Source organism: Streptomyces sp. V4I23 (assembly GCF_030817975.1).
Taxonomy (GTDB): domain Bacteria; phylum Actinomycetota; class Actinomycetes; order Streptomycetales; family Streptomycetaceae; genus Streptomyces.
The window spans coordinates 468,763-482,561 of record NZ_JAUSZW010000004.1; the positions used below are offsets into that span (position 1 = coordinate 468,763).

General features: G+C 71.8%; 10 protein-coding genes. 3 read left to right on the plus strand and 7 right to left on the minus strand.

Annotation, left to right across the window (positions count from 1 at the left end; translation table 11 throughout):
* Positions 1–177: 177 nt before the first annotated feature.
* On the plus strand, positions 178–1,644 hold the full coding sequence (locus tag QFZ82_RS04450) for an aminotransferase class I/II-fold pyridoxal phosphate-dependent enzyme (RefSeq protein ID WP_307711868.1): 1,467 nt from the start codon (positions 178–180) through the stop codon (positions 1,642–1,644).
* Between the two features lie 165 nt (positions 1,645–1,809).
* Here the strand turns inward: QFZ82_RS04450 and QFZ82_RS04455 are convergent, their stop codons facing one another.
* The 7 genes from QFZ82_RS04455 to QFZ82_RS04485 form a co-directional block, all read right to left on the minus strand.
* Positions 1,810–3,411, minus strand: coding sequence for an alpha-amylase family glycosyl hydrolase (locus QFZ82_RS04455; protein WP_307711869.1), 1,602 nt, complete (start codon positions 3,409–3,411; stop codon positions 1,810–1,812).
* A gap of 44 nt (positions 3,412–3,455) precedes the next feature.
* Positions 3,456–4,292, minus strand: a complete 837-nt coding sequence (locus tag QFZ82_RS04460) for a carbohydrate ABC transporter permease (protein WP_307711870.1) — start codon at positions 4,290–4,292, stop codon at positions 3,456–3,458.
* Positions 4,289–5,275 (minus strand): carbohydrate ABC transporter permease, encoded by a 987-nt coding sequence (locus QFZ82_RS04465; RefSeq protein ID WP_307711871.1) that lies wholly within the window; start codon positions 5,273–5,275, stop codon positions 4,289–4,291. The genes QFZ82_RS04460 and QFZ82_RS04465 overlap by 4 nt, the downstream gene beginning before the upstream one ends.
* A complete protein-coding gene (locus QFZ82_RS04470; RefSeq protein ID WP_307711872.1) occupies positions 5,272–6,582 on the minus strand; it encodes an ABC transporter substrate-binding protein in 1,311 nt (436 codons plus the stop codon). Before QFZ82_RS04470 ends, QFZ82_RS04465 begins: the two co-directional genes overlap by 4 nt.
* A gap of 37 nt (positions 6,583–6,619) precedes the next feature.
* The gene (locus QFZ82_RS04475; protein WP_307711873.1) at positions 6,620–7,804 is read right to left on the minus strand and encodes an ROK family transcriptional regulator; all 1,185 of its coding nucleotides are present in this window, start codon (positions 7,802–7,804) and stop codon (positions 6,620–6,622) included.
* A 40-nt stretch (positions 7,805–7,844) separates the two neighbouring features.
* Positions 7,845–9,701, minus strand: a complete 1,857-nt coding sequence (locus QFZ82_RS04480) for a hypothetical protein (RefSeq protein ID WP_307711874.1) — start codon at positions 9,699–9,701, stop codon at positions 7,845–7,847.
* A gap of 289 nt (positions 9,702–9,990) precedes the next feature.
* Positions 9,991–11,166: a S1 family peptidase gene (locus tag QFZ82_RS04485; RefSeq protein WP_307711875.1), complete on the minus strand. Its 1,176-nt coding sequence runs from the start codon at positions 11,164–11,166 to the stop codon at positions 9,991–9,993.
* A gap of 281 nt (positions 11,167–11,447) precedes the next feature.
* Here QFZ82_RS04485 and QFZ82_RS04490 point away from each other — a divergent pair, with 281 nt between their 5' ends.
* Together QFZ82_RS04490 and QFZ82_RS04495 are read left to right on the plus strand one after the other, a co-directional pair.
* Positions 11,448–13,070, plus strand: coding sequence for a serine/threonine-protein kinase (locus tag QFZ82_RS04490; RefSeq protein ID WP_307711876.1), 1,623 nt, complete (start codon positions 11,448–11,450; stop codon positions 13,068–13,070).
* Positions 13,067–13,768, plus strand: coding sequence for a hypothetical protein (locus QFZ82_RS04495; protein ID WP_307711877.1), 702 nt, complete (start codon positions 13,067–13,069; stop codon positions 13,766–13,768). Before QFZ82_RS04490 ends, QFZ82_RS04495 begins: the two co-directional genes overlap by 4 nt.
* Positions 13,769–13,799 lie beyond the last annotated feature (31 nt).

Genomic DNA, 13,799 nt, shown 5'->3' on the forward strand with positions numbered 1-13,799 from the left:
ACTCGTACGTCGATCGGCATGCGCCCGTTTCGACAGGACGTCCGGCATCGTCCCGCAGGAGTCCTCCTGGCTCCCGCGCCCCACGCGGGACGACGCCGGTTTGAGATTCCCCCCTGACGGCAACCCGCTTCATGCAGTCGTACCGCCGTACGCCGACGCGAGACCAGGAGCCGCACCATGGACCACTCCCGTGTGCCCGTTCTCGAAGCCCTGGCGGATTTCCACCGGCGCGGGGACACCGTCTACGGACCGCCCGGACACCGGCAGGGCCGAGGCGTCGACCCCCGGGTGCTGGAGGTGATGGGCGAGGGCGTGTTCCGTTCCGACGTCCTGTCCCTCAACGGGCTCGACGACCGCCGCGAGTCCCAGGGCGTTCTGGACCAGGCCCAGGAGTTGATGGCGGACGCGGTGGGCGCTGAGCGGGCGTTCTTCTCGACGTGCGGCAGTTCCCTGTCGGTCAAGTCGTCGATGCTGGCCGTCGCCGGGCCCGGCGAGAAGCTCCTGGTGTCCCGCAACGCCCACAAGTCCGTGATCGCGGCGGTCATCGTCAGCGGCGTCGAACCCGTGTGGGTGCACCCCGCCTTCGACGCCGAGCGGCACCTCGCGCACCCGCCGGAGCCGGACGACGTGCGGCAGGCCCTGGCGGAGCACCCCGAGGCCAAGGGCATGCTGCTGATCACGCCGACGGACTGGGGGTCCTGCGCCGACATCGCGGTCGTGGCCAAGGTCTGCCACGCCCAGGACGTGCCGCTCATCGTCGACGAGGCATGGGGTGCGCACCTGCCGTTCCACGACGGCCTGCCGGCCTGGGGCATGGACGCGGACGCCGACCTCGTCGTCACGAGCGTGCACAAGATGGGCAGCGCCGTCGAGCAGAGTTCGGTGTTCCACCTCCAGGGCGACCGTGTGTCGGCCGACGCGCTCAAGCAGCGCGAGGACCTTCTCGGCACGACGAGCGCCTCGTCCCTGGTCTACGCGACCCTGGACGGCTGGCGGCGGCAGATGGTGGAACAGGGCCACGAGCTCATCGACGGCGCTCTGCGCCGCGCCCGGCGTCTGCGGGAGGCAGTGGCCGCCGTGCCGGGTCTGCGGCTGATGGGCCCCGAGGTCGTGGAGTCGGGCCTCGCGGCCGACCTCGATCTGCTCAAGATCGTGGTGGACGTGCGGGAGCTGGGCATCAGCGGCATGCGCGCCGCCGAGTGGCTGCGCACCAACTGCCGTGTGGACATGGGATCCTCGGACACCTGCCGGGTCAGCGGCGTGATCACGCATGCCGATGACGACCGGACCGAGGAGCTGTTCCTCGACTCGCTGAAGCGGCTGGCCGAGGCCGCGGGGGCCGGTGCCGTCGACGGCGGGCCTCCGGTGGCTCTGCCGCCGCCGGGTGCGCTGGAGCTGGAGCAGGTCGTGCTGCCGCGCACGGCGTTCTTCGGCCCCGCCGAACAGGTTCCCGCCTCGCAGGCCGTGGGGCGGATCGCGGCGGAGATGATCAGCCCCTACCCGCCCGGTGTTCCGGCCGTGGCCCCCGGCGAGCTCATCACGGCCGAGGTGCTGGACTATCTGCGCAGCGGTGCGGCCGCCGGGCTGCTGGTCCCCGACGCCGCCGACCCGTCGATGGAGAGCCTGCGGGTCGTGGCGGCGTGACGCGGACCGCTGCCGTGTGCGGAAGTCCCCTCGGCTGCGGCGCGTTGCTGTCCGGGGTCCGGAAGGGCTTCCCGCGGCCGCGCTCGACGCGCACCGGCACCGGCTGATCGGCCCGGCGGCCGAGCCGCCGGCCCGCGCGGGACGAACCGGCGCGGGCCGGGCGGGTCATGAGCCGGGCGCGAGACCGTACACACCGTACGCGAAGCCTTCCGCCGTGATCGTGCCGTCCGCGATGCGGATGCCCTGCGCCTCCAGCGGGCGGGCGCCCGCGGTACGGGACTCGTCGACCGTGACCTTCGCCGGGGCCGCGCCGGGGTTGACGACCACGAGGTACCGGCCGCCGCGTACGTGGACGAACGGGTAGCCGGTGTGCAGGATCTCCACCGATCCCGAGGGACCGAGCTCCGGTGAACCGCGGCGCAGCGCGATCAGGCGGCGGACCAGTTTCAGCAGCGAGGCGTCGTCGGCGCGCTGGGAGGCGACCGAGGGGCGGGCGGGGTCCGGGTCGAGGGGCAGGTAGAGCGCGTCGGCCGGTGCGGTGGAGAAGCCGGCGTTCTCGGTGTCGTCCCACTGCATGGGGGTGCGGGAGCCGGCGCGGTTGTAGCGCGGGCCGAGGACGCTGCCCTCCTTGTCGGGCAGATCGGGGACGAAGCGCATGCCGATCTCGTCGCCGTAGTAGACGGCGGGGAGGGTGGGCCAGGTGAGCTGGAAGGCGAAGGCTGCCGGGAGCTGCTCGGGCGTGCGCGGGCCGCAGTTGAGGCGGGAGAAGTCGTGGTTGGCCGTGGGCAGGGCGGTGAAGCCGTTGTCGCCGATGGCCTCCACGGCCGACTGCCATGCCTCGACGAAGTGGGCGGGTGTCCCCTTGCCCTCGGGGTCGAAGAAGCAGTCGACGGGGTCCCAGTCGTCGTTGTCGGTGCCGGTGCGGTTGTTCCACAGGGAGCGCAGGGGGCGGCCGTTGGTCGGTCCGCCGAACTGGAGGAAGAAGTCCGCGTGGAAGCCCGCCGGTACGGAGACGGCGGGGTCGCCCCACTCGGACAGCAGCACGGCCTCGGGATGGGTGCGGTCCAGCCACTGCCGCAGCTCGGTCCAGATCGCGGCGGTCTCCCGCTTGTCCGGGTCGTCCTTGACGAGCGAGGCGGCCATGTCGACGCGGAAACCCGCGAGGCCGAGCCGCAGCCAGTGCTCCATGACGTCGCGCAGGGCCTGCCGGTTGGCCCGCGGCCCTTCGGCGTCGGGGCTCTGCCGCCATGGTTCGGCCGGGTCACGGCGCGCGTAGCCGAAGTTGAGGGCCGGCTGGGAGTCGAAGAAGTTGGGCAGGTACGCGCCCGGGCGGCGGCCCGGCGAGGCGACGAAGCCTTCGGGGCGGTCGCCGTCGGTCCAGATGTAGCGGTGGTCGGCGGGGTCGTCGGCCGACGCGAGGAACCAGGGGTGGCGGTCCGAGGTGTGCCCGGCGACGAGGTCGAGCAGGACCCGGATGCCCCGGCGGGCCGCCTCGGCCACGAGCCGGGCGAGGTCGTCGTCGGTTCCGTAGCGGGGGGCGAGGGCGAGGTAGTCGTCGATGTCGTAGCCCGCGTCGCGGAAGGGCGAGGAGAAGCACGGGTTGAGCCAGACCGTGTTCACGCCCAGCCAGGCGAGGTGGTCGAGGCGGTCGGTGATGCCGTTGAAGTCGCCGATGCCGTCGCCGTTCGAGTCGGCGAAGCTCTGCGGGTAGATCTGGTAGAAGACGGCGTCGGCCAGCCAGGCGGGGGCGGGTCGGAACGTGGTCATGGAGAGGGTGCAGCCTTTCGTTGCGGCGGTGTGCCGTGGCCGGGTCAGCCCTTGACGGCGCCGGAGGTCAGGCCGGACACGACGGCCTTGCGGAAGACGAGGACCAACAGGGCGATGGGCAGGACGGATACGGTCGCGGCGGCGAAGATCGTGCCGTAGGGGACGTCGTACTGGTCGCCGAACAGGGCCATGCCGACCGGGATCGTGCGGTAGGCGTCGGCACTGTTCAGCGTGACGGCTATCAGGAACTCCGTCCAGCACGCCGTGAAGGTGAACACGCCGGCCGTGAACACGCCCGGCGTGGCCTGCGGCAGGATCACCGAGACGACGGTACGGACCGGGGAGGCGCCGTCCATCCAGGCGACCTCCTCCATCTCCTTGGGAACGGACAGGAAGTAGTTCCGCAGGATCCAGATGGCGAAGGGCACGTTGAGGGCGACGTAGACGACGATCAGGCCCTGGTGGCTGTTGAGCATGCCCGTCTCGCGCATCAGCAGGTACAGCGGTGCGGCCAGCGCGATCGTCGGGAACAGCGAGATCATCAGGAGGGCGACCATGATGGGCGTCTTCCCGCGCACCGGCAGCCGTGCGAGCGCGTATCCGGCGAACGTGGCGAGGGCCAGGACCATCACGGTGGCGATCACGGACACGATCACCGAATTGGCCATGTAGGTGCCGAAGTCGTAGCGGCCGAACGCCTCGTCGTAGTTCTCCCACGTCAGGTCCTGCGGCCACGGCGTCGGCGGGTCGGCGGCGATCTCCGTGCGGGACTTCACCGACCCGGCGAACATCCAGTACAGCGGGGCCGCGACGAAGGCGGCGATCAGCAGGGCCGCGGCATGCGTCCAGGTCGGCCGCGGGCGGCGTCGGATCGTGTTCATGCGGTCTCCTCCGCTTCGCCGACCTGGGTGCGGAAGGCCCGCAGGAAGACGAGACAGCCGGCGAATACGAGCGCCGCTGTGGAGGCGGCGACGGCGGCTCCTGGGCCGAAACTGAGGTTCTGGAACATGACCTGCCATCCCAGCAGCGCCAGCGACTGCGTGGCGTCGCCCGGTCCGCCGCCGGTCAGGACGAACGGCAGGTCGAAGATGCCGAAGGCCTGGAGGATGCGGAAGAGGACGGCGATCGCGAGGGTGGGCCGCAGCAGCGGGAGCCGGACGCGCCAGAAGATCGTCCATGCGTTCGCGCCGTCCATCCGGGCCGCCTCGGTGATGTCGCCCGGCAGCATGACCAGCCCCGCGAGCACGATGATCGCGACGAACGGGGTGGTCTTCCAGATGTCGGCGACGCTCATCGCCAGGACGGCGGGCACCGGTGTGCCCAGAATGTTGACCTGGTCGCCGGTGACGGCTTCCACGGCGTACGACAGGACGCCGTACACCCCGTTGTAGACGTACGCCCACAGCTGCGCCGACACGACGGTGATCATCGCCCAGGGCAGCAGGAGCAGGGCCATCATCCAGCCCCGGCCGTCGGTCAGCCGCTCCAGGACGAGCGCGACGACCGTGCCGAGGACGACTTCGGCGAAGACGGTGCCGAGGGTGTAGAGCACGGTGAACAGCAGGGCGTGGCGCCAGCGTTCGGAGGCGAACAGTTCGGCGTAGTTGTCGCCGGTCGGGGCGCCGAGCCGGAAGCCCGATCCGGTCACCTCGACCTCGGAGAAGCTCATGGCCAGTGAGAACAGGACGGGGAAGACGGTCACGGCCACGACGGCGAGCAGGGCGGGTGAGGCGAATCCCCAGCCGAGCCGGGAGAGCCTGCGGTCGCGGGCGGTCCTGCCCCGCCGGGCCGCCGCGGTGGCGGGCGGCCGCGGCGGGCGGGTCCCCGCCACCGGGGCGGCGGGCGGTGCGGTGGTGCCGGTCACAGTCCGCCGCCTCCCAGGGCCTCGCCGATCTCCTTGTCGGCCTTCTTCAGGGCGTCCTCGACGGAGGTGGAGCCGGCCAGTGCCGCGTTGAGGTTGCTGTAGACGGCCTTGCTGACCTGGGCGTACCGGGGGGTGTTGGAGGGGCGGGAGACGAGCTCGGTCGTGGCGGCGGCCTTCAGCACGGGCTGGCCTGCGGCGAGGTCCGGGTCGCTGAGAACGGCCTCGTTGGCGGGGATCATCGAGTTCCGCGCGAGGATCGTCTGGCCCTCGGCGCCGGTCATCCACTTGACGAAGGCGAGGGTCGCGCCGAGGTTCTTCGAGTGCGGATTGACCATCATGTTCCAGCCGCCGATGTTCGACGAGCCGGGTGAGGGGTGGCCCTCGAAGGTGGGCATCGCCGTCATGCCGGCCTTGCCCTTGATCTTGGACACCTCGGGGTTCTCGGACTCGCCCCAGGCGTAACCCCAGTTGCGGTGGAAGGCCGTCTGGCCGCTGGTGAACGCCTGCAGCGACTGGGCCTCCTGGAAGGAGAGCATGGCCTTCGGCGCGATGCCCCGGTCGAGGAGGGAGCGCATGTATCCGAGGGCCTTGCGGTTCTCGGGCGAGTCGATCTGTGACTTCGTGCCGTCGTCGCTGACGGTGGAGCCGCCCGCGGACGCGGACAGCTCGGCCCAGTCGGCGGTGAGGCCCTCGTAGTTGGCCCACTGGGCGGAGTAGCCGTACTTGACGTCCCCCGCGTCCTGGAGCTTCTCGGCCGTGGTGGCGAGTTCCTCCCAGGTCTTCGGCACGGGCAGCTTGTGCTTCTCCAGCAGGTCCTTGCGGAAGAAGAGGAACCCCTCGTCGGTGAACAGCGGCGCGGCGAGGTGCTTCCCTTCGTGCACGGCGCCGTCGGCGCGGCCCGGCGCGAACTGCTTCCAGTAGTCCTTCGGAAGGTACTCGTCGAGGGGCAGGGCGAGCTCGGCGTCACCGAACTGGGCGGGCCAGACGACGTCACCGTTGTAGACGTCGATCTCCGACGAGCCGCCGGATATCTCGGTGGTGAGGGTGGCACGGACGGTGTCGGAGTTCGCCGGGGCCGCCTTGAGCGTGACCTTGATGTCGGGGTGCGCCTTCTCGAACGCGTCGATGAGCTTCTGCGGCAGGTTGTCGGTGCCGAAGTCCATGGCGTACCAGGTGATGGTGCCCTTGGCGGCGCCGACGGGCTTCTTCTCGTCGGCGGCTTCGTCGCCGGTGGAACAGGCGCTCGCGGCGAGCAGGGCGGTGGTGGTGGCGAGCGCGGTGACGGCTCGGCGCACGGGAATGCGCATGACGGCTCCTCGATGAGCACGGGTTGCGGGAGAGGGGTCAGGAGATCGGGGCGCGGACGGCTTCGCGGATGACGAGGCAGGCGGCTCCGCGTGCCCACAGGTCGTGGTGGGCCGGATCGACGTGGAGGGTGCAGTCGCGGGCGGCGTCGGAGAACGCGTACGCCTCCAGGGCTCCGGTCATGGCCGGGCCGAACAGGTCATAGGCGACGGCGCCTTCCCCCGCGATGATGATTTTCTGAAGGTTGAGCAGGTTGCAGAGGCCGGCGAGACCCCGGCCGAGAGCGGTGCCCGCCTCGGCGAACGCCGCGAGTGCGACGGCACGGCCGGCGCCGCTGCCGTGCCGGGCCAGTTCGTACGCCTCTGCGATGGTGGCGCAGACGGGGGCGCCGCCGTCGCGGATGTGGCGCAGGACGGCCCGGTCGCCGGCGAGGGCTTCGAGACAGCCTCGCCGGCCGCAGCTGCACATGGGGCCCGCCGGGTCGAGCGGGAGATGGCCGAGTTCACCGGCCATGCCGCTGACTCCGGCGTACAGGGTGCCGTCGAGGAGGAGACCGCAGCCGATACCGGGGCCCACGGTGACGACGGCGAACGAGTCGATGTCACGTCCTTCGCCGAACCAGCGTTCGGCGACGACCAGGGTGTTGACGTCGTTGTTGACGACGACGGGCAGTCCGGTCGCGCGGGACAGGGGGCCCGCGACGTCGACCTTGTTCCAGTCGAGCAGCGCGGAGTAGCGGCAGATGCCGGCGGTGGAGTCGACATGGCCGCTGACGCCGACGCCGATGCCCAGCACCCGGTCGGCGGCCTCGGGCGCCTCCGCGAGCAGGTCCGCCGTGAGCCGCGCCGCGGCGCTGAGGGCGGTGTCCGGGGTGCTGTCGGCGATGGGCGCCTCGGCGCGGGCGAGCACCTTGGCGGCCATGTCGGTGACCACTCCGGAGACCTGCGCCGGTCCGATCTTGATGCCGACGACGATGTGCTTGTCGGCATTGACCTGGAGCATCCGCTGGGGGCGCCCGCGGCCCTGCGGCTGGGCGTCGGTCTCGCGCAGGTAGTCGTGCTCCAGCAGCGGCGGCAGCATCCGGGTCACGCTGGAGGGCGCGAGTCCCAGCCGCTGGGCCAGGCCGGTACGGGAGATGGGCCCCGCGGTGAGCACGGTCGCGAAGATCTCCGCGCGGGTCTGCTCGCCGATGAGATCCGAGAAGGGGATCCGTGAAGGGCTCATCGCCCGTACCTCCGTCTGCCGGTGGACCGGTCCGCTGCGGTCAGCGGACGTCGATGTGGTTGAGCGCGATCGTTCCGGTGTCCCCGGGCGCCCTGACGACGGTGATCAGGTTGTCACCGGCGGCGAGCTTGACCGTGCCGCTCATGGTGGCCCAACCCCCGCCGGTTGCGGGGAAGTCCACAGTCCTCGGGCGGGTCACCACGGTGTGGTCGGGCTGCTCCGCGCCGAGGGTCAGGGTGCCTCCGGTCTCCGAGGAGTAGCGGAGCGCGATCCGGTACGTGCCGGAGGCGCGGGCGCCCACGGCGAAGGTGACCGAGGCGCCGTCCGCATCGATGTCCGCGTACCCCATCGCCTCGTGGCCGGCGACGGTGTTGCCGAACCCGGCGCCGCCTCCCCAGGCCGCGAAGGCCGCCTGGTAGCGGGAGGTGTCGTCGGGCGTGACCCTGACCAGCAGGGTGCCGTGTGCGGGCAGGTCGGCGCGCACGGTGGACAGCCGGCCGAGGTCCTGGTGCCGCCACAGGTCCCGTACGCGGGCCGTGCCGTCGATGCCGAGTGCGCTGAGGTCGAGCGAGCGGGTGGCGGGGCCGTCGGACCGGTTGAACAGGGCGACCGCCCACGTGCCGTCGGGGAGCTGGCCGGCCCAGCGTTCGCTGTCGCGGCTGCCGGGGTCGACGGCGTAGGAGGTGGCGTTGTGGAAGTACGGTTTGCCGACCAGGCCCTGGTGGTGCAGGGCCAGGACCTCGGGGTTGGTGTAGGCCCACCCGTGGTCCGCAATGTTGCTGTGCAGGTCGGAGATGGTGAGCGGGGATCCGGCGAGTGTCATCAGGGAGATGCAGGTGCGCCGTTCGTCGTCGTTGGCGAACGTGTTCATCATCAGGAAGTCGCCGTCGAGGATGAGCTGGCCGCGGCCGGACCGGTCGGCGTAGCCGGTGAAGCCGAGGAACGGGTTGTGCCAGTTGGGCCACGCGTCCTGCCAGTGCTGCCTTCCTCCGCTGAGCCGGTCCCAGCCGCCCTTGTCGGCGTCGGCGTTGATGCGGATCAGGTCGCCGTACCGGACCTCAGCCTCGGCGTGGTGGTACAGGTGTGGCATGACGAGGGACAGTTCGACGTCCTCGCCGGCGGCCTCGTGCATCCAGCGCAGCGCGGTCTCGTAGTTGGCCCGGCCGTGCGGCAGCCCGACCGTGCCGATGTTGGCGTCGCGCCCGTCCTCGTACCAGGAGAGGAAGTCGATGCGCAGGTACGGGACGCCGAGGTCCTTGAAGTACTTCACATAGCCCTGGACGAACTCCTTGGCGCCGTCCTTGGTGACGTCGACCCAGTACAGGGTGTCGCCGCCGATGCCGCCGGCGAAGAAGTCGCCCTCGGTGACGATGTCGGCGATCCGGACGTCGGGGCGGCCCACGACGGTCCTGGTGGGATCGGCGACGGCGGCGCGGTGCACCCACAGCGGGTTGTAGTAGACGCCGAGCGACATGTCACGGGTCTTCAGGTACCGGGCCCAGTAGGCCCAGTCGTGCTGCCAGGAGTCGTTGTAGGTCGTGATGTAGCCGTTGCGGGTGGTCCGGGAGGACCCTTCGATCCAGCCGTCGGTGCAGGCCATGCGGTAGCCGTGCGGGGCGAAGTCCTCCGCCAGCCAGTCGATGTTGGCCTGCCACTCGGCCTCGGGGATGGGCGCGTTGTGCGGGAAGGCCCAGCCGTAGATGTTCCAGTACAGCGGGCCGGCGCCGGACCGGGTCCAGACGCTGTTGCGGGATGCGATGGGCAGCGCGGCCGGGCGTGCGGCCCGCCGTGCGAGGGCCGCCGGTTCGGTGGCGTGGCTCGTGGACGCGGAAGCGAGTACCGCACCGGTGGCAGCGGCGCCGGCACCGGCGATGAGGGCTCGTCTGGAGATCGCCATGTTGTCTCCGTCCGTCGTCAGGGCCGGGGCGGGCGCCCCGGTTGCCTGCGGATGACGGGAGTGTGTCGCCCCTGTTTTTTGTGCGTCAAGCAAGAAAACGGCGCGTTATTCAACCGTGATGTCCCGCGTGCCGGACCCACGTCCGAACGAGAGCTGCACCCAGATCAGGGCGAAAGCTGCCAATTACCCCCAGCAGCTCAGCTCTTTTGATTTCTCACAGCAATAAAAAATGCTGCCGCTCCCGGAGGAGCGGCAGCATGTCCGCCGCCGGTCGGCGGCGCTGCATCGGTCAGGCGGTGTGCAGCCTCAGCCCGTAGCGGGCCAGGATCTCGTTGACCGGCTGGTACCAGGTCTGTCCGCCGCCACTGCGGTTGCCCCAGCCGCCGGAGGTGACGCCCTGCGCCTGGTCGCCGCTGATGAACGATCCGCCGGAATCGCCCGGCTCGGCGCATACGCTGGTCTTCGTCATCTGATGGACCGCGCCCTGGCTGTAGTTGACGGTCTCGTTCTTGGCGAGAACACTGCCGCAGTGCCAGTGCGTCGTGGAGCCCGAGCGGCAGATCGAGGCGCCGACGGGCGCCTCGGCCGAGCCGCGCACCAACCGGTCGGGCACCGTACCCCAGCCCAGGACCACGGGCACGGTCCACCAGCCGCTGCCGACGTTCACCCACGCGTAGTCGTTGTCCGGGAACGACGATCCCTGGAACGTGCCGATGTGCGAGCCGTCCCAGCCGCGTACGGCCGCGCCCGGCCGCCCGCAGTGGCCTGCCGTCACGAAGCCGCCGTGCACCGAGAACCCGATCGAGCAGCGGACGTTGCCCGTGTAGTAGGGATCGCCGCCGACCGTCCCCGCGGCAAAGGTCCGCGGCGCCTCGGCCACCTCCCTCACCAGGACCGGGCCGGCTCGGCGGGCACGGTCGAGGAATGTTTCGACATCGTTGTCCGAGCGCTCGGCGCGGACGACGTTCACCACGATCCGGTTGGCCTCGGGATCGACGTGCCAACTGCCGACTCCGGGGGGAGCGTCCAGCGTGTCGATCGCCCGCTTGGCCGCGTCGAGCCGGCTCGCGCTGTGCTCGACGAGCCGGACGGCCGCGCCCGTGGCCCGTACGGCGGCTGCCCTGCGGGTGTCGGCGACGGCGACGGTCAGGCGTCCGCTGTCCGCGTCGAACCAGGAGCCGCCGTACGCGCCCTGAGCGGCACGACGCGCCTTCGGCTCGATCGCGACGGCGGCCCGCTCGGCCGCGAGTCGCTCCCGCGCCTGGCTCTCGGTGAGCCCCAGGTCCTTTCGCATCGCGCGGAGCAGACCCGCGGACGCCGGTCCGCCGGCGGAGGGGACGGGCTCCTGCGCCGTGGCGGACGCGGGGCCCGCACCGGCCGACGCCCATGCGCCGAGGGCGAGGAGTGCGGCGAGGCCGGTGCGTACGACCGTCGTCGCGCGCTTGGTTCGGCTGCGGCTGGACACGGCACACATGGGTTTCATGCGTCTCACGGCGTTCGACCTTTCACTGGTTCCGGCAGGGGTGGGGAGGAACAGGTCGGGGTGAGAGCGCTCTCAGAAGCGCCCGGGGCGGAGCGTAACCGAGGCAGTCAGACAGGTCCATGCCAAACACAGGCGGTGCGGCAATTGTCCTGATCCCTGCGGGAACCAGCTGTGAGGCAAATGTGTCTGTGCTGAGGACAGTCCGTGAGCCGGAGCCGACGACGACGGCCCCGGCGGGGACGTCCGCCAGACAGGGGGACGCGATGAGCGTGTGGTCGGTGCCGGGATACACCGAGTCCCGGGAGCTCGGATCGGGGGCCGGCGGGCGAGTCGTCCTCGCCGTCCATGACACCACCGGCGTGCCGGTCGCGGTGAAGTACCTGGGGGAACGGCTGCGCGGCGACGCGGCTTTCGTCCGCGAGTTCCGGGCGGAGGCGCGAGTGCTCGGCGCACTGGACTCGCCGTATGTCGTGCGGCTCTACGAATACGTCGAGGCGCCGCACGGTGCCGCGATCGTGATGGAGCTGATCGACGGAATCGCCCTGCGGTCGCTGCTCGCCCGCGAGGGAGCGACCGGTCCGGAGGCGGCCCTGGTGGTGCTCAAGGGCTCCCTTCTCGGACTCGCCGCCGCCCATGGCGCCGGTGTCGTGCACCGTGACTACAAGCCGGAGAACGTGCTGGTCTCGGCCGACGGCACGTCCAGGCTGGTGGACTTCGGCATCGCGGCGGGCCGTGGCACTACCCCCGGCGTGGCAGGCACTCCGGCGTACATGGCGCCGGAGCAGTGGCACGGTGAGCCGGCCTCGCCCGCGGCCGACGTCTACGCGGCGACCGTGACCTTCTACGAGTGCCTGACCGGTCGCAAGCCCTACACGGGCGAGAACTTCGCCGAGCTGGCCCTTCAGCACATCGGCGCGCCGGTCCCCGAGGACGACACGCCCGAGGCAGTCAGGCCGCTGATCCGGCGAGGGCTGGCGAAGACGCCCGAGGACCGTCCGCAGAACGCGGCGGCGTTCGTGGCCGAGCTGGACGAGATCGCCGGGGCTGCGTACGGACCCGGCTGGGAAGAGCGCGGACGGCGCCGGCTGGCGGCGCTCGCCGCGCTGCTGCCTCTGCTGTTCCCGTCGGCCGGGGGCAGCGGGGCCGGGACCACCGCGGTGGCGACGACCTCCCTCGGCGCGGGGCCCGGGGAATGGCCGACTCCCGGCCTGCGCCGGGTACTTGCAGGGATCGTCGCGGCCGTGGTCGCCGCCCTCGTCGCCGTCGCCGCACGGGCGGGCACCGATGCGGGAGGTCGGGCCGCCGAGGCCGTGGCCACCACGAGCGCGCTTCCCGGCGTGCCCGACACGCCGGCCCCGGGGCCCGAGGGGTCCGTCGGTCCGGCACCGTCGCCGCCGGCCGCGACGCCCTCGCCCTCCCCCTCGGGGAGCCCCGCGCCCGGCCCCAGCGGCTCCCCCACGACGAGTGCTCCGCCGATGACGGCGGGGCCCACCACGTGGCCGGCCACCGAACCGTCCATGGAGCCGTCCCCCGAGCCGACGACGTCGACGTCCGCCCCGGCGTCGGTGCGGTCCGTCTCCGTCACGAGCTTCCGCCAGACCGGCACGAGGACCGGAGCCGCCTCCGTCGACGTCGCCACGGACGGCACGGGTCCGGTCACGATCGTCGTGTCCTGGTACACCGGCGACACCAAGGGGCAGCCCGGCGCGCCGGACGGCTCGCAGACGTTCGAACGCAGCGGCGCCACGCGGTACACCTTCCCCCTCACCCACACCTTCCAGGGCCAGGGCTGCTACTGGGGTGTCCAGGCGTCCACGGACCCGGGTGCCGCGAACGGCACGTCCACCCGGCAACTGCTGACCAGAAGGGGGTGCCCGGTCGCATGAACGGTCAGCTCGGCCCCCGCTCGGGCGAGGGGCAGGACGGCGCCGGAGCCGACGAGTACAGCGCGACCGCCCTCGGCAGCCACTGGTTCACACGCCCGGAGAGCCAGGACACCCCCGGCACACCCACCGCCGTGCTCGGCCGCCGGACGCCGGACGCCGCGCCGGACCGGATCGAGGGCGACGTCCTGCGGTTCGGGCCCGGGGTGACCGCGGCCGTACGTCGCGCCGGCGGCGCCGCGACGGCCGTCGACGTGTGGCACGGCGCCCTCGCCGGTCGGCCACCGGCCGGTGGCCGTGCGCGCCGCCACGGCCGCCGGCTCCGCGGCTGGGCGCCGTTCGCCGTCGTGCTGCTGGCCGTGCTCGCGTTCCTGGCCTGGCAGTACGGTCCCGGTGTCGGCGTACGCGGTGTCGCCGTCCAAACTCCGGCCGAGGGGCCCGGCTGCGACGGCACCGCCGATGTCGTGGGCGTGGTGAGGACCGACGGCAGGCCCGGCACCCTCACCTACCGCTGGGTGCGCAGCGACGGCACGGCGTCGCAGCCCCTCCACGAGAAGGTGGCGCGAGGTCAGAAGCAGGCGACGCTGCACCTGCTGTGGACCTTCCACGGCCGCGGTGAGTACCGGGCGCGCGCCGAGCTGCGCATCGTCTCGCCGTCACGGCACACGGCGTCGGCGCGGTTCGTGTACGCCTGCCGCTGAGCCGGCGGCGGACCCGGCTCGACGCCTGGCC

What these genes read in the sequence shown, in the direction of transcription:
- QFZ82_RS04480 (WP_307711874.1), bottom strand. Translation starts at nt 9,701, where the DNA reads ATGGCGATCTCCAGACGAGCCCTCATCGCCGGTGCCGGCGCCGCTGCC.
- QFZ82_RS04475 (WP_307711873.1), bottom strand. Translation starts at nt 7,804, where the DNA reads ATGAGCCCTTCACGGATCCCCTTCTCGGATCTCATCGGCGAGCAGACC.
- QFZ82_RS04495 (WP_307711877.1), top strand. Translation starts at nt 13,067, where the DNA reads ATGAACGGTCAGCTCGGCCCCCGCTCGGGCGAGGGGCAGGACGGCGCC.
- QFZ82_RS04455 (WP_307711869.1), bottom strand. Translation starts at nt 3,411, where the DNA reads ATGACCACGTTCCGACCCGCCCCCGCCTGGCTGGCCGACGCCGTCTTC.
- QFZ82_RS04450 (WP_307711868.1), top strand. Translation starts at nt 178, where the DNA reads ATGGACCACTCCCGTGTGCCCGTTCTCGAAGCCCTGGCGGATTTCCAC.
- QFZ82_RS04490 (WP_307711876.1), top strand. Translation starts at nt 11,448, where the DNA reads ATGAGCGTGTGGTCGGTGCCGGGATACACCGAGTCCCGGGAGCTCGGA.
- QFZ82_RS04460 (WP_307711870.1), bottom strand. Translation starts at nt 4,292, where the DNA reads ATGAACACGATCCGACGCCGCCCGCGGCCGACCTGGACGCATGCCGCG.
- QFZ82_RS04470 (WP_307711872.1), bottom strand. Translation starts at nt 6,582, where the DNA reads ATGCGCATTCCCGTGCGCCGAGCCGTCACCGCGCTCGCCACCACCACC.